Source organism: Moorena sp. SIO3H5, assembly GCF_010692395.1.
Taxonomy (GTDB): Bacteria; Cyanobacteriota; Cyanobacteriia; order Cyanobacteriales; family Coleofasciculaceae; genus Moorena.
Genome location: NZ_JAAHHS010000152.1, coordinates 1 through 16356, shown reverse-complemented (window position 1 = coordinate 16356; position 16356 = coordinate 1). Strand labels below are relative to the sequence as shown.

Genomic DNA, 16356 nt, shown 5'->3' with positions numbered 1-16356 from the left:
GTAGTTAGTGCTTGTAAGGCTAAGGTAGCTGATTGGTAACGCTCTCGGAAATCATAGCGCACCATTTTATCTAAGTATCGGTTAATTCAGCACTTACTGATATCTGGTTATGCCAGCTAATTTCCCCTGTATCTGGGTGAAGGGGCAATTGGTGAGGACGTAAACCGGTTAAACCAACAATCCCGATCATCCCGACAGCATAGATATCACTGCTTAATTTCGGGTAACCATTGGCTTGTTCACTGGGTCGATAGCCAGGAGTACCAATAGCAACCGTAAAGCCAGTGTTGCCCCCTTCCAGGATTTGGGTACTCACTTGTTTCACCGCACCGAAGTCAATCAGTACTAATTTGCCATCTGATTTACGCCGAAGGATGTTTTGAGGATTAATATCTCGGTGAATAATACGCCGTTGATGAACAAATTCTAAAACTTCCAGGATTTCCTTTAACAGGGAAATAATCTGATCTTCATTCAGCTGTTGTCCCGGTACAAGTTCCTGGCTGAGGTCTTCCCCTTCAATCAATTCCTGCACCAGATAGAAGTCTTTATTTTCTTCAAAGTAAGCAAAAAGCTGGGGAATTTGCTCATGACTTCCCAACTGGTGTAGGATTTGGGCTTCTGTGTCAAACAGTCGCCTAGCCGTCTGCAATGTCAAGGGATCCGTGGCTACTGGCTTGAGCTGCTTAACCACACACTGATTCTCACCAGGCAAGTGTTGGTCTTCAGCTACGAAAGTCTGACCAAATCCACCTTGTCCCAGTTGACGAATAATTTTATAGCGTCCACCGATCGTTTGTCCAAGACCCAAGTTCATGCAACTTCTACTGCTCCGGGAAAGCCTCACCACCGATTAAAGGAGGTAGATCACTAGGTATAGCAAAAGGCAAAAGGCAAGAGGCAAAAGGCAAAAGGCAACAGTTAACTACAAGAGCTTTTCACTTTGTATCAATGTCTTAACCTTAATGCGTACTGCTATATAGTGCTACCAATCATAGTATACAAAACCCTTTTAGGGATTTTCAGAACATTCAGCAGAAAGTAGGGTGGGCAGTGCAGCAGTAAGATTGATTTGCTTCGGTACACTTGTTTTAAGCACTGCCCACCAAAGGATTAATCACAGAAAGTACTACGGTGGGCAGTTGATGTAGGGTGTGTTAGGGGCGGGCTTGCCCTGATGTTCAACCCCTAGAGCCAGTTTTGGGACAGCCCGCACTGTAACGCACCACCAAGTACAATGGGCGAATCTAGAATATTAAAATTTCCGAATCTCGTAGAGCGGAATTTTTGGCGTTAATTGACCAATAAGTAAACTATAGCAATCTCTATGCCATCAGGTACAAATGGATCCCCCTAAATCCCCCTTATCAAGGGGGACTTTGAGCTTGAGAAGCGTACCTCATAAATCCTATAAACGCTATAATTTCCAAAATAGGAGCAATAAAAAATGAGAGCAAAGACAATTAGATAAACTATAGCAATCTCTATGCCATCAGGGACAAATGGATCCCCCTAAATCCCCCTTATCAAGGGGGACTTTGAGCTTGAGAAGCGTACTTCATAAATCCTATAAACGCTATAATTACCAAAACAGGAGCAATAAAAAATGAGTGCAAAGACAATTAGATAAACTATAGCAATCTCTATGCCATCAGGGACAAATGGATCCCCCTAAATCCCCCTTATCAAGGGGGACTTTGAGCTTGAAAAGCGTACCTCATAAATCCTAAAAACGCTATAATTACCAAAATAGGAGGAATAAAAAATGAGTGCAAAGACAATTAAGTGGGATGATGTTCGATCGCAAGTTCTAGCAAATCCAGAAGTTAAAGCCGAGTATGAAGCTCTAGAATTTGAATTTAATATTGCTAGTCAGGTTATTGCCCAGTCAGAAGTCAGAAGTCAGAAGTCAGAAGGCAGAATTTCCAATTCTTAATTCTTAATTCTTAATTCTTAATTCTTAATTCTCAAGCTCCATCTCGGCAAAGTGTTCCATCAGCATCCGATGAATAAAGATATAGCCGCCTCCTACTTTTTGTAGGAAAATGCGATCAGCGGCATACTCCAGGAAACGGGCATAGTTCCAAGGGATGTAATTGTTACGGTAGAGGACAAGGCGGAGGCTGAAGTGTTGGATGCAGGCTATGCCACCATTCAACAGCCCGAACATCAGCCCGAACATCAGCCCGAACATCAGCGCTGCCATCAGCCCTTCCACCAGCTCTTCCTTTAGCCCTAACATCAGCCCTCCTACCAGACCTCCTACCAGCTCTTCCCTCAGCCCTACTATCAGTAGTTCTCCCGTCAGCCGTGCCATCAGTCCTCCCATCAGCCGTGCCATCAGTCCTCCCATCAGCGCGAACATCAGCCCGCACATCAGCCCTGTAATTAGAGAATTATGAGCTGATTTCCAAATCCCTTGATTTGGACTTGTTTTTGTTTCAATTTCTGAAATGTCTAACCCTGTCATCAGTCCTTCAATCAGCCCTGCCATCAGCCCTCCAATCAGCCCTGCCATCAGCCCTCTCAACCCTTCCCTTAATCCTCCAATCAGCCCTGCGATCAGCCCTGCGATCAGCCCTAGCATCAGCCCTGCCATCAGCTCTCTCTTCAGGTGTTCCTTTAGCAGGTTAATCAAAACTTTTTTCCAATTAATTTGAAGTATTTCAACTGTTTTGATTTCTCCCGCTACTCGTCCCACCAGCCCTCTCACCAGTAGCCTTCCCACCAGTAGCCCTAGTATCAGACCGAATATCAGACCGAATATCAGACCAAATATCAGACTAAATATCAGTATTAATATCAGTATTAATATCAGTATTAGTATCAGCCAGTAAGTTCGTTTTTGCTTTCTATTTATTAACCAAGATGGCTGCATTTTTTCAATTAAAAATACTGTTTGAGAATCTTCAATCATCCTTTGCGCCAGCGAAATTAGCCAACGCTTTACTTGCACTTTATCGTATCGTTGATTAGTCTTCCGACGCTTAAACATTTTCTCGATATATGCATCAAAGAGCTGCTTGCGCCGTTCCTCCACTACGTCAGTTCTGGGCAAATACTCAACTGCTACTCCCTGATAAGCTAGAGTCATAATATTGAGCATTAGAGGTGATTGGGCTAACTCTTGTAATACTTTATCTTCTGCAATTAATGTCCTCAATCCCGTTAAATCAGCCCCGACACTATCCAAGTAATGACAAATTTGTTCTAAATTCAGTAATCTTATAGAAACTGCTTTCTGAAAATTGAAACGATTGGATAGAGCTTGATAGTCTTTAATCCGACTACACACTACCAACTCGGCACCATACTCCTGGTGAAATTTGTTCAAAGTAACAATACAGTCATCTCGGTACTCCGCCTTTACTTCATCCAAACCATCAAGTAATGGTAGTAGTTGCTGTTGACTTACCCAAGCTTGTCCAATTTCCTTGGGAACTTTATATATAGTGTTCAGTTCCTCTACTAACCAATCGGCTATCTTCTGCCGTTTATTTGCCCAAGAGGAGAGGTTAAATACTACAGGAATTAGCTGATTACTGTCTTGTTCAGCACGAGCGATTAAATCCCGGGCGAGTTCGAGTAAAGTTGTGGTTTTCCCTGACCCTGGTTCTCCTAAAATTAGTAGGGTTGCTCCTGTCCCAATTTGGTCAAAAATATCAATTACTTTAGTTCCTTCGGGGAGGGGTTTAGGTGAGTTGTCACCGATTTCGATAATTTCGCTCAAAGGATTAGTAATGGCATCGGGTCTCTCTTCTAATCCCAATTCAATCAGTACCTGGTTATAGAGGGATTTTTCCAGAACGCCTTTGACCCAATATTTTTTGACTTTAGTGAGTAATGCCTGACGGTTACGGTATTCTTGCCGAGTTAATTGGGTTCCTGGCGGATTGACAACAACATTATAATTATTGATATTACCGCCAATTTGATCAGCATTGACTGTATCAGCATGAACAAAACCACCCCCAAACTGATAATTCCTTAGGTCATTGTTAGAGACTTTTTTTTGCTCTTCAGACATGGGTATCTAGCGATACTGCCGGTTACTCAGCTTCCGCCTCAATCCAACCTTTAACCATTTCAATGGGAATACCAATCGGGGCAAACAACACCTTCAGGGCTTCGATTCCGCCTTCTTTTAGGGCATTACTTAGCCTGGCCTTGAATGTTGGGTTTTGCTTAATTTCTTGTTGAAGCGTTACAGCTAAAGCACTCTGTTTTTCGATTTCCGTTGCATTGGGATAACTCTGGTCTAGTTGCTGCAAAAGCTCCTGAATTTCTGCTGCTGCATCTGCTAGGTTTGGTTTTTGTTCTGGAGCATAATTATTATTGATCTCGGCACCTATCTGATTTGCATCAACATTATTAGCATTTACTAATCCACCATAAATTTGGATTTGTTTAAGGTCATTTGGAGTAGATTTATTAGAGTCTTCTGACATTATATCTCCTGGATTATAAATGGTTTCAGTATAAAAGCTAGGAGGCTGTAATAATTATATGGTTTATACAGCGGTTTTTAATTCGGTATATTAGTTACTGGACATACCAGTATTGTTGATAGTTTAATTTCTAATTATAGCATCTTCCATGACCAACATCTGATAGAGGAGGATGGGTTCGCGTAGCGTGGCCTTTGGGCCAATCGCATAACTCCAGCAACTGTAATCACTGCTTCACTTCAGGTGCTGGAGGAGCAAATCCTGAATCACCTAACAAAAATGTACATATCATGGTTTTCCCCATAAGTTGATTTAGGGTGGGCAGTGCAGCAGTATTACACTAAAAACTGCTATAGAATCGAATCGGCGGCATTGATCATAAAAGGAAAACCAAGATATGAAAGCCATAGGCTATAATCAGCCTGGACCAATCACTGCACCAGACGCGCTGATCGAATTTGAAACCGAAACGCCGGAATTAGGGCCACAGGACCTGTTGGTGGAGGTTCGGGGAATTTCGGTCAATCCTGTGGACGTGAAAGTGCGCGCCAAGATGGCACCGGAAAAGGGCACCAAGGTCATTGGCTATGATGCCGCAGGTGTTGTTCGAGACGTTGGCAGCGATGTCAGTAAATTTAAAGTAGGTGATGAAGTCTATTATGCGGGTGATATCACTCGACCGGGCACCAACTCCGAGCTCCATGCCGTTGATGAGCGCATTGTCGGGAAAAAGCCCAAATCTCTAGGCTTTGCGGAAGCAGCGGGTTTTCCACTGACCTCCATTACCGCCTGGGAAATCCTGTTCGACTGCCTCGGGGTCAAAGAAGGAGAAGGCAAGGGCGAGAGTATACTGATTATTGGTGGCGCGGGAGGTGTTGGGTCAATCCTGATTCAACTTGCCAAGAAACTCACCGGGTTGACCGCGATCGCAACGGCATCTCGTCCGGAAACCATCGAGTGGGTTAAAAAGATGGGTGCCGACCATGTGATCAATCACCGCCAGTCCCTTGTTGATCAAATCAAGGAATTGGGACTCGAGCCCCGCTACGTTGCTTCCCTTTCAGGATCAGACGGACATTTTCCTGGCATCATCGAGCTGATCAAGCCTCGCGGTCATATCGCACTAATTGATGACCCTCAATCCCTAGATATGAAATTGATCAAACCCAAAGCCCTAAGCTTCAGCTGGGAGTTCATGTTTACTCGCTCGATGTTTCAAACAGAAGACATCGAAAAACAGCATGAATTGCTTAATCGGGTGTCGGAGCTCATTGACGATGGCACGCTAATTTCCACTGTGACCAACAATCTCGGGAAAATCAGTGTGGAAACCCTCAAGACGGCTCATTCCCAGCAAGAGAGCGGTCGTGCCATTGGCAAAAATGTACTCGACGGTTTTAACTAAGAGAGCATAGCCAACGGTGGCAAGTTATCGTGATCAGATTGTAAGCCGTCAGCTAAGGTAACTCAGCATTATTCCAATGCTTACCTGTTTTATTCAAAAGCACCATCTGTAGCACCTCAAGTAGGGTGCGCCTAGCGCATAAGCTGATAGCTGATAGCTGATAGCTGATAGCTGATAGCTGATAGCTGATAGCTGATAGCTGATAGCTGATAGCTGATAGCTGATAGCTGAATACTTACATCATATTTTCAATTTTTAACGACTGAAAATAACTAAAACCAAGGAAACAAAAACATGGCTAAATTGACTCTTGTTGCTCATATCACAGCTAAAGATGACAAAATTGACCTGGTAAAGACTGAGCTTAAAAAGTTGATCGACATCACTCGTGCTGAAGAGGGCTGCTTGCAATACGATTTGCATCAGAACAATGAAAATCCAGCTCACTTTATGTTTTTTGAAAATTGGGAATCCCGTGAGCTGTGGCAGAAGCATATGGGTGGCCAACACCTGAAGGATTACATGGCTGCAACTCATGGAGCGGTTGAGGAATTCAGTTTCAATGAAATGACGCAAATAGGCTAGGGAATATAGAATGCGCATTCTACATTCGCGCATTCTAAATCTTGCCTAAAATCATTGGTCTCAAAGCCTTATATAGTAAAATTTTCAGGGCTCATGTCACCCCCTCAGGGTTTGACCCCAGTTTGACAGAAGAGGGATAGTTGAATGTAAAGTTTTATGTCAAAATTCAATATTTCTGCATTTAATGATATCCTTCAGTTGCTTAAAGGAAATCAAAGCTATGGAAACCATCGAATATACTGATTCAAATCGTGATTTAGAATCCTTAATTTTAGAGCTTGTTGAACTGAAGCAAAAAAATAATAAAAACTCTATTGCTTTGATATTACCAGTAAAGAACGAAGACCGTATTGCTGGAGTTTGTAAGACTGCTATATACTATTTATTTGGCTCTTATACTATTTCGAAGCTCACAAGTAAATATTCTTTTGCTGAAATTGCTCATATTAGCCCTATTTCCGAGTTGATTTTAGTTGATGCTTCTCATCCTGATGATGACACATTTGTTAATAGCGGATACTTAGCGGCAAAAGCAATAAAAGAAGCTATTTTAGATCTGGGTCTTGATTTAAGTATTATAGACCGCCAAAAAAATGTCAGAATTAGTCAGATTCGTAGGAAACCTGAATTTAATTATTTGCTATTTAGCAGTTTAGAAAGTAGTATACCTATAAACCAGACCTTGGATGGTAAAGGGTCTGGGATGTATCAAGGTATTGCTTTGTCTAAAGCGTATAATATTGCATTCAGTGACTGCGATATAAAACAGTACAATGCTCTGTTTTTATTTAAGCTTCTCAAAGCGTTTCTCTCGGCAGATAACGATTGCTTTGTAACTTCTCACTATCAAAAATGTAAATATCCCAATAAAATACTTGGCGACGTTTATTCAGATGGATACACTATTAGTGGCAGAGCTAGTAGACTTGCCTTTCATAATTTACATAGATCTCTTTTTAACTGTGGCATTGATGATTTTGGTAAAGCTTGTCCTAAATATCCTTTAAGTGGTGAATTCATCATCCCTAAAAATATTATTGAATCTATTACATTTCCAACAGCATATGGAATTGAAACAGCAATCAACTTTTTTGTCCTGGGGAAGGGCATTCCAATCCGTGATGTCAACCTAGGCATAAAAGAACATGTGCCTCAGAGTGATTCTAAAATTGAAAATATGGTTTCACAGATATTTGATGCCTTTTTATTTGTATGTCAAAAGCATTTTCCAGAACAATACGAAAAAATAATTCTGCAGAAAGATAATATTATTGAAAGTTATAAAAACATGGAAAATTTTGATAAACTAGATCAGCTCGATCAACAGAGACTAAGAAATTACTCCCAGCTTCTTGAAGATAGTTTTAACAATACAAAAAGCTTTTTTATTCCACCTCTAAAGCAGATTAACTACTACAAAAATCAAAATCAGTTAATTCAGAGAGTGAATATAGAAACTCAAGCAATTTTTAAAAAGATAGGCTCTCCCTGATCTGTGCTTAAAAACGTATCAAAAGGCACAAAATCGACAATCAACGTGGCTGGAACTGGCGGAATTACGTGATATTAGCTTGCCTTATCACCGCAAAGCCGGGAGAGTCTATATAATTAGTAAAACCTGACCAACGATTGATCAATAACTACGTAACAACGATGGAAAAAGCGACATTTGGTGGTGGTTGTTTCTGGGGAGTAGAGGCAGCATTTCGGAAAGTGAAGGGAGTAGTTTCAACATCTGTTGGTTATATGGGCGGACATTTTCCTAACCCATGCTATCTGGATGTATTATCAAGAATAACGGGTCACGCGGAAGTGGCACAGGTGGAGTATGACCCGGAAAAAGTTAGCTATGAACAATTACTTGACGTGTTTTGGTCTATCCATGACCCTACGACATTGAACCGCCAAGGTCCTGATCGAGGAGAACAGTATCGATCGGTGATATTTTTCCACAATCAGGAACAAGAAGTATTGGCAAGACTGTCAAAACAAAAGCTGCAAGTTTCTGGTAAGTTTGATAAGGATATTGTTACCGAAATTAAGCCAGCTTCCGACTATTATTTAGCTGATGACTATCATCAACAGTATTTTGAAAAGAAGCAGCGGTCTTTAACTTAGATATTAGACTTCTTGCAGAAGTAGGGAACAGGGAGCAGGGAGCAGGGAGCAGGGAGCAGGGAATAGGGAATAGGAGTTCCCTATTGCTAGCTTGCCTTTTGCCTTTTGCCTTTTGCCTTTTGCCTTTTGCCAAGGCTGACGGCTGACGGCTGACGGCTGACAGCTGACTGCTTACGTCTCATTCAATCGCATCGCAACGAATTTCAACGATAAATCCATCGGGGTCATAAAAATAGATACCTCTGCCGGTAGGACGAGTTACTGGACCATGATCGATGGGAATTTGATTTTGTTTTAGCACTTCTACGGCTTGGTCAAATAACTGAGGATCGATATCAAAGGCGAGATGATTGACCCGAGTAAAGCCACGATGGGGGTCTGGATCGGGTGGTGATAGGTCTGGCTCGGAAAACAAATCCACAACAATGCCATCTGGGGTAACAAAGTTAGTGACTTTTCCAGCTTCGACTAGCGATCGCAAAGTACTGGGCACTTCTTCTCCAGTTAGTTCATGTAAACCCAATACTGTACCATAAAAGTGGCGCGATGCTTGGATATCCTTCACATTCAGAGCAATATGATGGACTCGACGGAGACTACCTGGACTTAGGGTAGGTTTGATCAATTCAGGGCTAGAAACCATAATTGTTACTTGTGAATTGAACTGTTAATTGTTAATTATTAATGGTAATAAGCGCGTTTGGATATAGGTTGTAAATACCAGTATTGCCGAAAAAGGCAAGAGGCAAGAGGCAAAAGGCAAGAGGTGCAAGAGATACGGAGTTTTATTGTAAACTAAAAAAAGACCTTGTAAGTTTACATCTAAAATAAAAAACGCTATACCGTTCTCAATTTGCTACTTTAAATATATTTCAAATTTATTTTAATTTCTGCTTTTCCTGGTAACATGAGCACTTTTTCTCAAATCTTAGCCCAAGAACTGTCGTTAAGTGCGACTCAGATCGAGAATGCCCTGTCTTTATTTGCTGAAGGGGCAACTATTCCGTTTATAGCTCGCTACCGTAAAGAGGTGACTGGTTCTCTCGATGAAGTTCAGCTACGCACTATAGCTGAGCGCCATACTTATCTAACGGAACTGGAGCAACGGAAGTCAGTAATCCTGAATGCGATCGCATCTGCTGGTAAGCTCACCGATGAACTAAAGGCTAAGATCGAAGCTTGCCAGCAAAAGACTGAATTAGAAGACCTTTACCTGCCCTATAAACCCAAACGACGCACTCGGGCAACCATGGCCAGGGAAAAAGGACTGGAACCCTTAGCGGACTGGATTGAGTCGATGAACACTCCAGAGGTTAAATCAGTATCCTTATCTGAAGAAGCGGCTAAATACATTTCCCCAGACCATAAGCTCAATACGGTAGAGGACGTTCTTCAAGGTGCCTCGGATATTTTAGCGGAAGCTGTAGCGGAAAAAGCCGACTTACGAGCGTACTTGCGGGATTATTTCCTGAAATCGGGAGTATTCGTGTCTCGGATTAAAAAGGATTATCCCGAAGGTACCACTAAGTTTGAAATGTACCGGGAGTTCCAAATCCCAGTGAAATCCGTAGCGCCACATAATATGTTAGCCCTGCTCAGGGGTGAAGCGGAAGGAGTCCTAAAGCTGGAACTCTCTTTTGATGAAGACTATGTGATGTCCTACCTAGAGTCTGAGGAAATCTACACGAAGGCTACCCTACTGCGAGAGTTTTACCAGACCATGCTCAAAGATGGGTTTAATCGGCTGATGAAAAACTCCCTAACTACGGAAGTACGTACCGATCGCAAAGCCTATGCTGATGCAGAGTCCATTAAAACCTTTGAAACCAATCTCCGAGAACTGTTGTTATCTCCTCCAGCAGGAATGAAGCCAACCTTAGCCATAGATCCAGGCTTCCGCACCGGTTGTAAAGTGGCTATCTTGGATGAAACAGCTAAATACATCACATACCAACCAGTCTTTCCCCATCAAGGCAGCCAAAAGCGCGAACAAGCTGCTAAAACCATTAAGCATTTAATTGAAACCTACCAGATCGAGCTAATTGCCATTGGTAACGGTACAGCCTCTCGTGAGACAGACGAGTTTATCTCGGAAGTACTCAAAACCATGGAGCGCAAACCAATAAAAGTAATGGTGAATGAATCTGGGGCATCGATTTATTCCGCCAGTGACTTAGCACGAGAGGAGTTTCCGGATTTAGATGTCACAGTCAGGGGAGCGATTAGTATTGGCAGACGCTTACAAGACCCCTTAGCTGAGTTGGTCAAGATTGACCCTAAATCTATTGGTGTAGGACAGTACCAACACGATGTTGATCAGAAATTGCTCAAGAAAAAACTTGATGACACCGTGGAAAGTTGTGTAAACTATGTAGGAGTAGATTTAAACACTGCATCCGCTCAACTGCTAACCTTTGTATCTGGGATTACCCCGACCATTGCTAATAACATTGTGAGCTATCGCAATGAGCAAGGTGCATTCAAGAACCGTCGGGAAATTCTTAAGGTACCAAAACTAGGGCCAAAAGCCTTCGAGCAGTCAGCAGGATTCCTCAGGATTCGCAACGGGGATAATCCATTGGATAACACAGCTGTGCATCCAGAGAGTTATCCCGTAGTGAAAGCGATCGCATTGGATTTGCAGTTACCTCTAGCCAAGATTAACCAAGGAGCAGAACGGTTCAAGTCAGTAGATTTGAACCGTTACGTCACAGATACCATAGGCTTACCAACCCTAGAGGATATTATCGAGGAATTGGAAAAGCCAGGACGAGACCCCAGGGCAGAGTTTAAGTACGCCACTTTCAAAGAAGGCGTAAATGAGCTCAAAGACCTAAGTCCTGGAATGGAATTAGAAGGAATTGTCACCAATGTGGTAAACTTTGGAGCCTTCGTAGATATCGGCGTGCATCAAGATGGGTTAGTGCATATCTCCCAACTAGCTGACCGGTTTGTAGAAGATCCCAAACAGATAGTCAAAGTGGGACAGGTGGTGAAGGTGCGGGTCATGGAAGTGAATGAAAAACTGAAGCGCGTTAGTTTGTCAATGCGATCGCACAGTAGTAATTAACAATCACGATAGAAATATTGGGTATTTCTTGAACTTCGCTGCCATAATACAGGCAAAACAAGATCAGGCCAGAAATTATGAAATTCAGAATCTTAGGAATTAGTGTACTGGTAGCCTCCTTAGGGTTAATCGCTCCTATCAATGCTGAACAGCGCGAGCAGTATCTACAACTCCTGGAAACTAAGGAATGTCGAAGCTGTGACCTGGTAAATTCTGACCTAGCCAGAGCTGATTTGAGGGAAGCAGACCTGAGATATGCTAACCTCCAGGGAGCCAATCTCAGTGGGGCTAACCTTTCTGATGCCATGCTCGAAAGTGCAGCAATGAGAGTTATTGATGGCACAGGGGCAACCTTCCGCAATGCCAACTTAGATTCAGCCTACGCCACAGGGGCCAACATGAGTCGCGCCGACTTCAGTGGTGCTAGCGTAGTGTGGGCAAATTTCATTAGTGCTGACCTGAGTGGTAGTTCCTTTAGGGGTGCTGATCTAAGTAACACCACCTTTTTCAAGGCCAACCTGAATGGTGCTGATTTGAGTGGCGCTAACCTCACTAACGCTAATTTCATTAACGCTGATTTAACTAACGCTAACCTTGATAATGCTAACCTTACTGGTGCGCAACTTCCTAGGTAAATTAGGCACTCCTAAAGTGAATTAGCAAATAGCAATTATCAATGGGGTGAGCTACAAAATCTAGGATTTTAGGGAGTTCTGAATTCCCTGCTCCCTGCTCCCTGCTCCCTGCTCCCTGCTCCCTGCTCCCTGCTCCCTGCTCCCTGCTCCCTGCTCCCTGCTCCCTAATACCAGGAAATAAAGTACCTCACCCATTGATAATTGCTACGGATTCTTATTGATACAGCCTGGTTTCTTAACATACTGACAAACGCGCTGGTTAAGAATAGCTCTCGTTCCCACTGGTCCGACTTTAAAGATGACCTTATCCTCGACTTGGCCTCCTGGTATAATCCTGACACCACAGATAGGACAGACTTGTGCGTTTTGTTCAGACATAGCTGTTGGTAAATGAACCTGATTGATTGTTTCTTATCTAATATATAGCTCTGGGCACAGGGAATAGGAAATAGGAAATAGCTCCGTTACCTATCCCCTGCGTCCAGCGCTTTTTTCCTATCAAACCACTACAAAGTTTACCAATTTACCGGGTACGACAATTACCTTCTTAATCTCCTTACCCTCTAGATATCGCTGTGCTACCTCAGATTCCCGAGCATAGGTTTCTAAGGCTGCCTTATCGGAGTTAGCTGGAACTTGAATAGTGCCGCGAGTTTTGCCTTTGATTTGAATAACCAAGGTAATTTCATCGGCTACCAAAGCATCAGGATCGTACTCAAGCCACGGTTGATTGTGTATTGAGGAGCTATGACCCAGACTATGCCAAAGTTCTTCAGCAATATGGGGAGCAAAGGGAGCAAGTAATGTAATCAAGGTTTCAATCCCTTCTTTATAGACCGGGGAGTCTTTACACTTAGCATCAGTAATTCCATTACTTAGCTTCATCAATTCAGAAACCGCTGTATTAAATTGATACTCCCCTTCTAAATCCTCAGTTACCTCTTTAATCGCGATATGAATTGCTCGTCGTAAGTCTTTTTCCGGTTTAGTTAAATCACCATTAGACGGGTTAGGTTTAGTGCTACCATTAGCGGCGAAATCCGATACTAAACGCCAGACACGATTAAGAAAACGGAATTGCCCTTCTACATCAGCATCATCCCATTCCAAATCTTTTTCTGGTGGTGCTTTAAACAAGATAAACATCCTAGCGGTATCGGTACCGTATTTAGCTACTACATCTTCTGGTGCGACACCGTTGTATTTAGACTTAGACATTTTTTCATAGAATACCGCCAACGGTTCCCCAGTCTCTGGATCTTTAGGGTCATTGGGATCGATATCTACAACAGCGAAATATTTCCCGGTTTTGGTATTTTTGTAAGCCGTATTCTGCACCATCCCCTGAGTTAGAAGACGTTGGAACGGTTCATCAATGTTTAGTAAACCGCGATCGCGCAATACCTTAGTAAAGAATCGCGAGTAGAGCAAGTGCAAAATAGCATGTTCGATGCCCCCTACATACTGATCCACTTCCATCCAATCATTGGTTTTGTTGGAATCAAACACAGCAGAGTCATTCTGGGCATCGGCATAACGTAAGAAATACCAGGAGGAATCGATAAAGGTATCCATAGTATCGGTTTCCCGTTTAGCTGGTGTACCGCAATTGGGACAAGGTACATTCACCCAACTGTCTAATTGAGCCAAGGGAGAAAGACCACGTCCGCTAAAGTCCACATCTTCTGGTAACTCTACTGGCAGGTCTTGGTCTGGCACTGCCACTGCGCCGCAGTTAGGACAATGAATCACAGGGATAGGGGCACCCCAGTAACGCTGGCGAGAGATTAACCAATCTCGGAGGCGATACTGCACTCGGGCTTTGCCCCAGCCCTGTTGTTCAGCATACTCAATAATCCCGGTCTTGGCCTTGACGGAATCCATGCCATTGAATTGGTCAGAATTCACGACAATGCCCGGTTCGGTGTAAGCCGCTTCTAGAGGAGTGTCATTAACTGTTTCGACATCATCTGAAGTTGGGACAATCACCACTTTGATGGGTAATTGCTTTTCCTTGGCAAACTTAAAGTCTCTGGTATCATGAGCTGGTACTCCCATCACCGCACCAGTACCATACTCATACAGCACATAGTCAGCAATCAAGATTGGGATCTCGTCCCCAGTGAAGGGATTAATGGCTTTACCACCAGTGGGAATGCCTCGCTTGGGCTTATCTTCTGCTGTCCGTTCTAGTTCACTTTGGTTACTGACTTCCTCAATGAAGGCTTCAACTGCAGCCTTTTGCTCAGGGGTAGTGACTTTTGCGGTCAAGGGATGTTCCGGTGCTAGCACCACATAGGTAACGCCATAAACCGTATCTGGACGAGTGGTGAATACACCAATCTTGTTATCTAAGTCGTCATCTGAGCTGTGATCTAAGCCCACAATGGGAAATTCTAGATAAGCACCAACAGATTTACCAATCCAGTTGGCCTGCATCAGCTTCACCCGTTCTGGCCAACCGGTTAAGGTATCCAAGTCCTTGAGCAATTCTTCAGCATAGTCGGTAATTTTAAGGAACCACTGACGCAACAGTTTCCGTTCGACCTTGGCACCAGAACGCCAGGAACGTCCTTCACTATCCACTTGCTCATTAGCTAGCACGGTCTGATCGACTGGGTCCCAGTTCACTGCTGCTTCTTTCTGGTAGGCCAATCCAGCGTTGAAGAACTGTAAGAAAATCCACTGAGTCCACTTGTAATAGTCCGGCGAGCAAGTGGTTACTTCACAATCCCAGTCATAGGAGAGTCCGAGGCGCTTTAATTGCGATCGCATTTGGGAAATATTTTGGTATGTCCACTTAGCTGGATGAATCCCGCGAGCGATCGCAGCATTTTCTGCCGGTAATCCAAAGGCATCCCAACCCATAGGGTGAAGTACGCGATAGCCTTGCATCCGGCTTTTCCTGGCAATCACATCAGTAATTGTATAGTTACGGACATGACCCATGTGCAGGTTACCCGATGGATAGGGAAACATGGACAGAGCATAGAATTTCGGCTTGTCAGTTTCTGTGGGGGTTTGGTACAAGCCTTGCTCTTCCCAAATTTGTTGCCATTTTTCCTCTATCTCGGTGGGTTTGTATTGTGACTGCACAAGTGATACTCCTTGGGTTTGATTACGCGCTTTAGTTTACGTCAGTTCTGACTGTAGTTCAATTTTGGCACATTCGTTAGCCAATGCCTGATCTAGTATACTTCTTGCGGATGTAGGGAACAGGAAAGTCATAAGAAGGAATAAGAAACTTTAGAATTGGTAAAAAATACTGTTGACATCCTAACTACTTAAAATGCTAATTATGATGGCTAATTTTAATATTATTAAATTCGTTATTTTATAAATATAATGTAAATTAAAATTTGACATTTGCAATAGGTATATTAAACTAATAATATACATCTTTTAAGAGTCATCATAGTACTGTTAATCGTTTTATTTTGATAAACGATGTGCTTCACAAACCACATCATAGTGCTATCTACTAAATAAATATGGATTATATAAGGATTACGGATAATAGCTTAAGTCAACTGCGATCGGTAATTGAATTGCAAGAGGGAAGAATTGGTAACTATCCCTGGACTCAAGCTGATTCTATTGCTGTGAGTACTGAGGAAAAACAGCAATTACAAGTAATTGAATCCCGCCTGAGCAATACCTTTATTGATTTGATGAATGAATCGACAATTTGGTCAAGAGCGATTTACCCCTTATTAGTCCTAGCAGAAGGAGATGACATTGAAGCTAGGGCAGAAATTAAGCTAAAGGCGCAATACTCTAAGTTTAAACTAGAAGGCATGGCTAATGGGGGGCTAGTAAAAACGGTTGCTGGTCGCGTCACCCCTCCTTACTTTCTGGTAGTAGAGGCTCAAAAGGGTACAGAAGCAATAAATCCTCTATTCAAACTTTACGGACACATGCTTGCTGCTGCTTGGTTAAACTGGAAGCGAGATCACAGTCCAATCGAGCAGGGCTATTTCATTCTCATGAAAGCCAAGAAATGCTAGGCTTACAAGTTAACCGAGAGTTTGATTAGTGACCATGCGGAAGCCCCCCCAATCTGCCCCTGCTGTTTTACTGCCTAGCCTCTCCCAA

General features: G+C 42.9%; 15 protein-coding genes. 8 read left to right on the top strand and 7 right to left on the bottom strand.

Translation table 11 applies throughout. The annotated features are described in order from the left end of the window. Positions 1-70: 70 nt before the first annotated feature. Positions 71-817: a serine/threonine-protein kinase gene (locus F6K52_RS17585; RefSeq protein ID WP_364418267.1), complete on the bottom strand. Its 747-nt coding sequence runs from the start codon at positions 815-817 to the stop codon at positions 71-73. Between the two features lie 948 nt (positions 818-1765). Here F6K52_RS17585 and F6K52_RS17580 point away from each other — a divergent pair. Then, a complete protein-coding gene (locus tag F6K52_RS17580; protein WP_293080025.1) occupies positions 1766-1936 on the top strand; it encodes a hypothetical protein in 171 nt (56 codons plus the stop codon). A 24-nt stretch (positions 1937-1960) separates the two neighbouring features. Here F6K52_RS17580 and F6K52_RS17575 read toward each other — a convergent pair whose 3' ends face one another. Together F6K52_RS17575 and F6K52_RS17570 are read right to left on the bottom strand one after the other, a co-directional pair. Continuing rightward, positions 1961-4027: an NACHT domain-containing protein gene (locus F6K52_RS17575; RefSeq protein ID WP_293080022.1), complete on the bottom strand. Its 2067-nt coding sequence runs from the start codon at positions 4025-4027 to the stop codon at positions 1961-1963. A gap of 22 nt (positions 4028-4049) precedes the next feature. Beyond that, positions 4050-4448 (bottom strand): hypothetical protein, encoded by a 399-nt coding sequence (locus tag F6K52_RS17570; RefSeq protein ID WP_293080019.1) that lies wholly within the window; start codon positions 4446-4448, stop codon positions 4050-4052. 397 nt (positions 4449-4845) lie between these two features. Here F6K52_RS17570 and F6K52_RS17565 point away from each other — a divergent pair, with 397 nt between their 5' ends. The 4 genes from F6K52_RS17565 (at position 4846) to msrA (ending at position 8556) form a co-directional block, all read left to right on the top strand. Further along, positions 4846-5853 carry a zinc-binding alcohol dehydrogenase family protein gene (locus tag F6K52_RS17565; RefSeq protein ID WP_293080016.1) on the top strand — a complete coding sequence of 336 codons (1008 nt, stop codon included), beginning with the start codon at positions 4846-4848 and terminating at the stop codon, positions 5851-5853. A 294-nt stretch (positions 5854-6147) separates the two neighbouring features. Next, positions 6148-6438, top strand: coding sequence for a putative quinol monooxygenase (locus F6K52_RS17560; protein ID WP_293080013.1), 291 nt, complete (start codon positions 6148-6150; stop codon positions 6436-6438). A gap of 220 nt (positions 6439-6658) precedes the next feature. Beyond that, positions 6659-7930, top strand: a complete 1272-nt coding sequence (locus tag F6K52_RS17555) for a hypothetical protein (protein WP_293080011.1) — start codon at positions 6659-6661, stop codon at positions 7928-7930. A 161-nt stretch (positions 7931-8091) separates the two neighbouring features. Next, on the top strand, positions 8092-8556 hold the full coding sequence (msrA, locus tag F6K52_RS17550) for a peptide-methionine (S)-S-oxide reductase MsrA (protein WP_293080009.1): 465 nt from the start codon (positions 8092-8094) through the stop codon (positions 8554-8556). A 178-nt stretch (positions 8557-8734) separates the two neighbouring features. On the opposite strand, the gene F6K52_RS17545 is transcribed toward msrA, so the two are convergent. Further along, positions 8735-9199, bottom strand: coding sequence for a VOC family protein (locus F6K52_RS17545; RefSeq protein ID WP_293080006.1), 465 nt, complete (start codon positions 9197-9199; stop codon positions 8735-8737). Between the two features lie 264 nt (positions 9200-9463). Between F6K52_RS17545 and F6K52_RS17540 the strand changes: the two genes are divergently transcribed. Both F6K52_RS17540 and F6K52_RS17535 read left to right on the top strand, forming a co-directional pair. After that, positions 9464-11626 (top strand): Tex family protein, encoded by a 2163-nt coding sequence (locus F6K52_RS17540; RefSeq protein ID WP_293080004.1) that lies wholly within the window; start codon positions 9464-9466, stop codon positions 11624-11626. A 77-nt stretch (positions 11627-11703) separates the two neighbouring features. Then, entirely contained in the window at positions 11704-12261 is a 558-nt protein-coding gene (locus F6K52_RS17535) for a pentapeptide repeat-containing protein (protein ID WP_293080002.1), read from the top strand. A gap of 60 nt (positions 12262-12321) precedes the next feature. On the opposite strand, the gene F6K52_RS17530 is transcribed toward F6K52_RS17535, so the two are convergent. The 3 genes from F6K52_RS17530 to leuS all read right to left on the bottom strand — a co-directional run bounded on the left by F6K52_RS17530 (position 12322) and on the right by leuS (position 15357). After that, entirely contained in the window at positions 12322-12456 is a 135-nt protein-coding gene (locus F6K52_RS17530) for a hypothetical protein (protein ID WP_293080000.1), read from the bottom strand. A 9-nt stretch (positions 12457-12465) separates the two neighbouring features. Then, positions 12466-12639, bottom strand: a complete 174-nt coding sequence (locus tag F6K52_RS17525; protein ID WP_168166526.1) for a hypothetical protein — start codon at positions 12637-12639, stop codon at positions 12466-12468. Positions 12640-12759: 120 nt separating this feature from the next. Then, positions 12760-15357 carry a leucine--tRNA ligase gene (leuS, locus tag F6K52_RS17520; protein ID WP_293079995.1) on the bottom strand — a complete coding sequence of 866 codons (2598 nt, stop codon included), beginning with the start codon at positions 15355-15357 and terminating at the stop codon, positions 12760-12762. Between the two features lie 395 nt (positions 15358-15752). On the opposite strand from leuS, the gene F6K52_RS17515 reads away from it, so the two are divergent. Further along, a complete protein-coding gene (locus F6K52_RS17515) occupies positions 15753-16268 on the top strand; it encodes a hypothetical protein (protein ID WP_293079990.1) in 516 nt (171 codons plus the stop codon). Positions 16269-16356 lie beyond the last annotated feature (88 nt).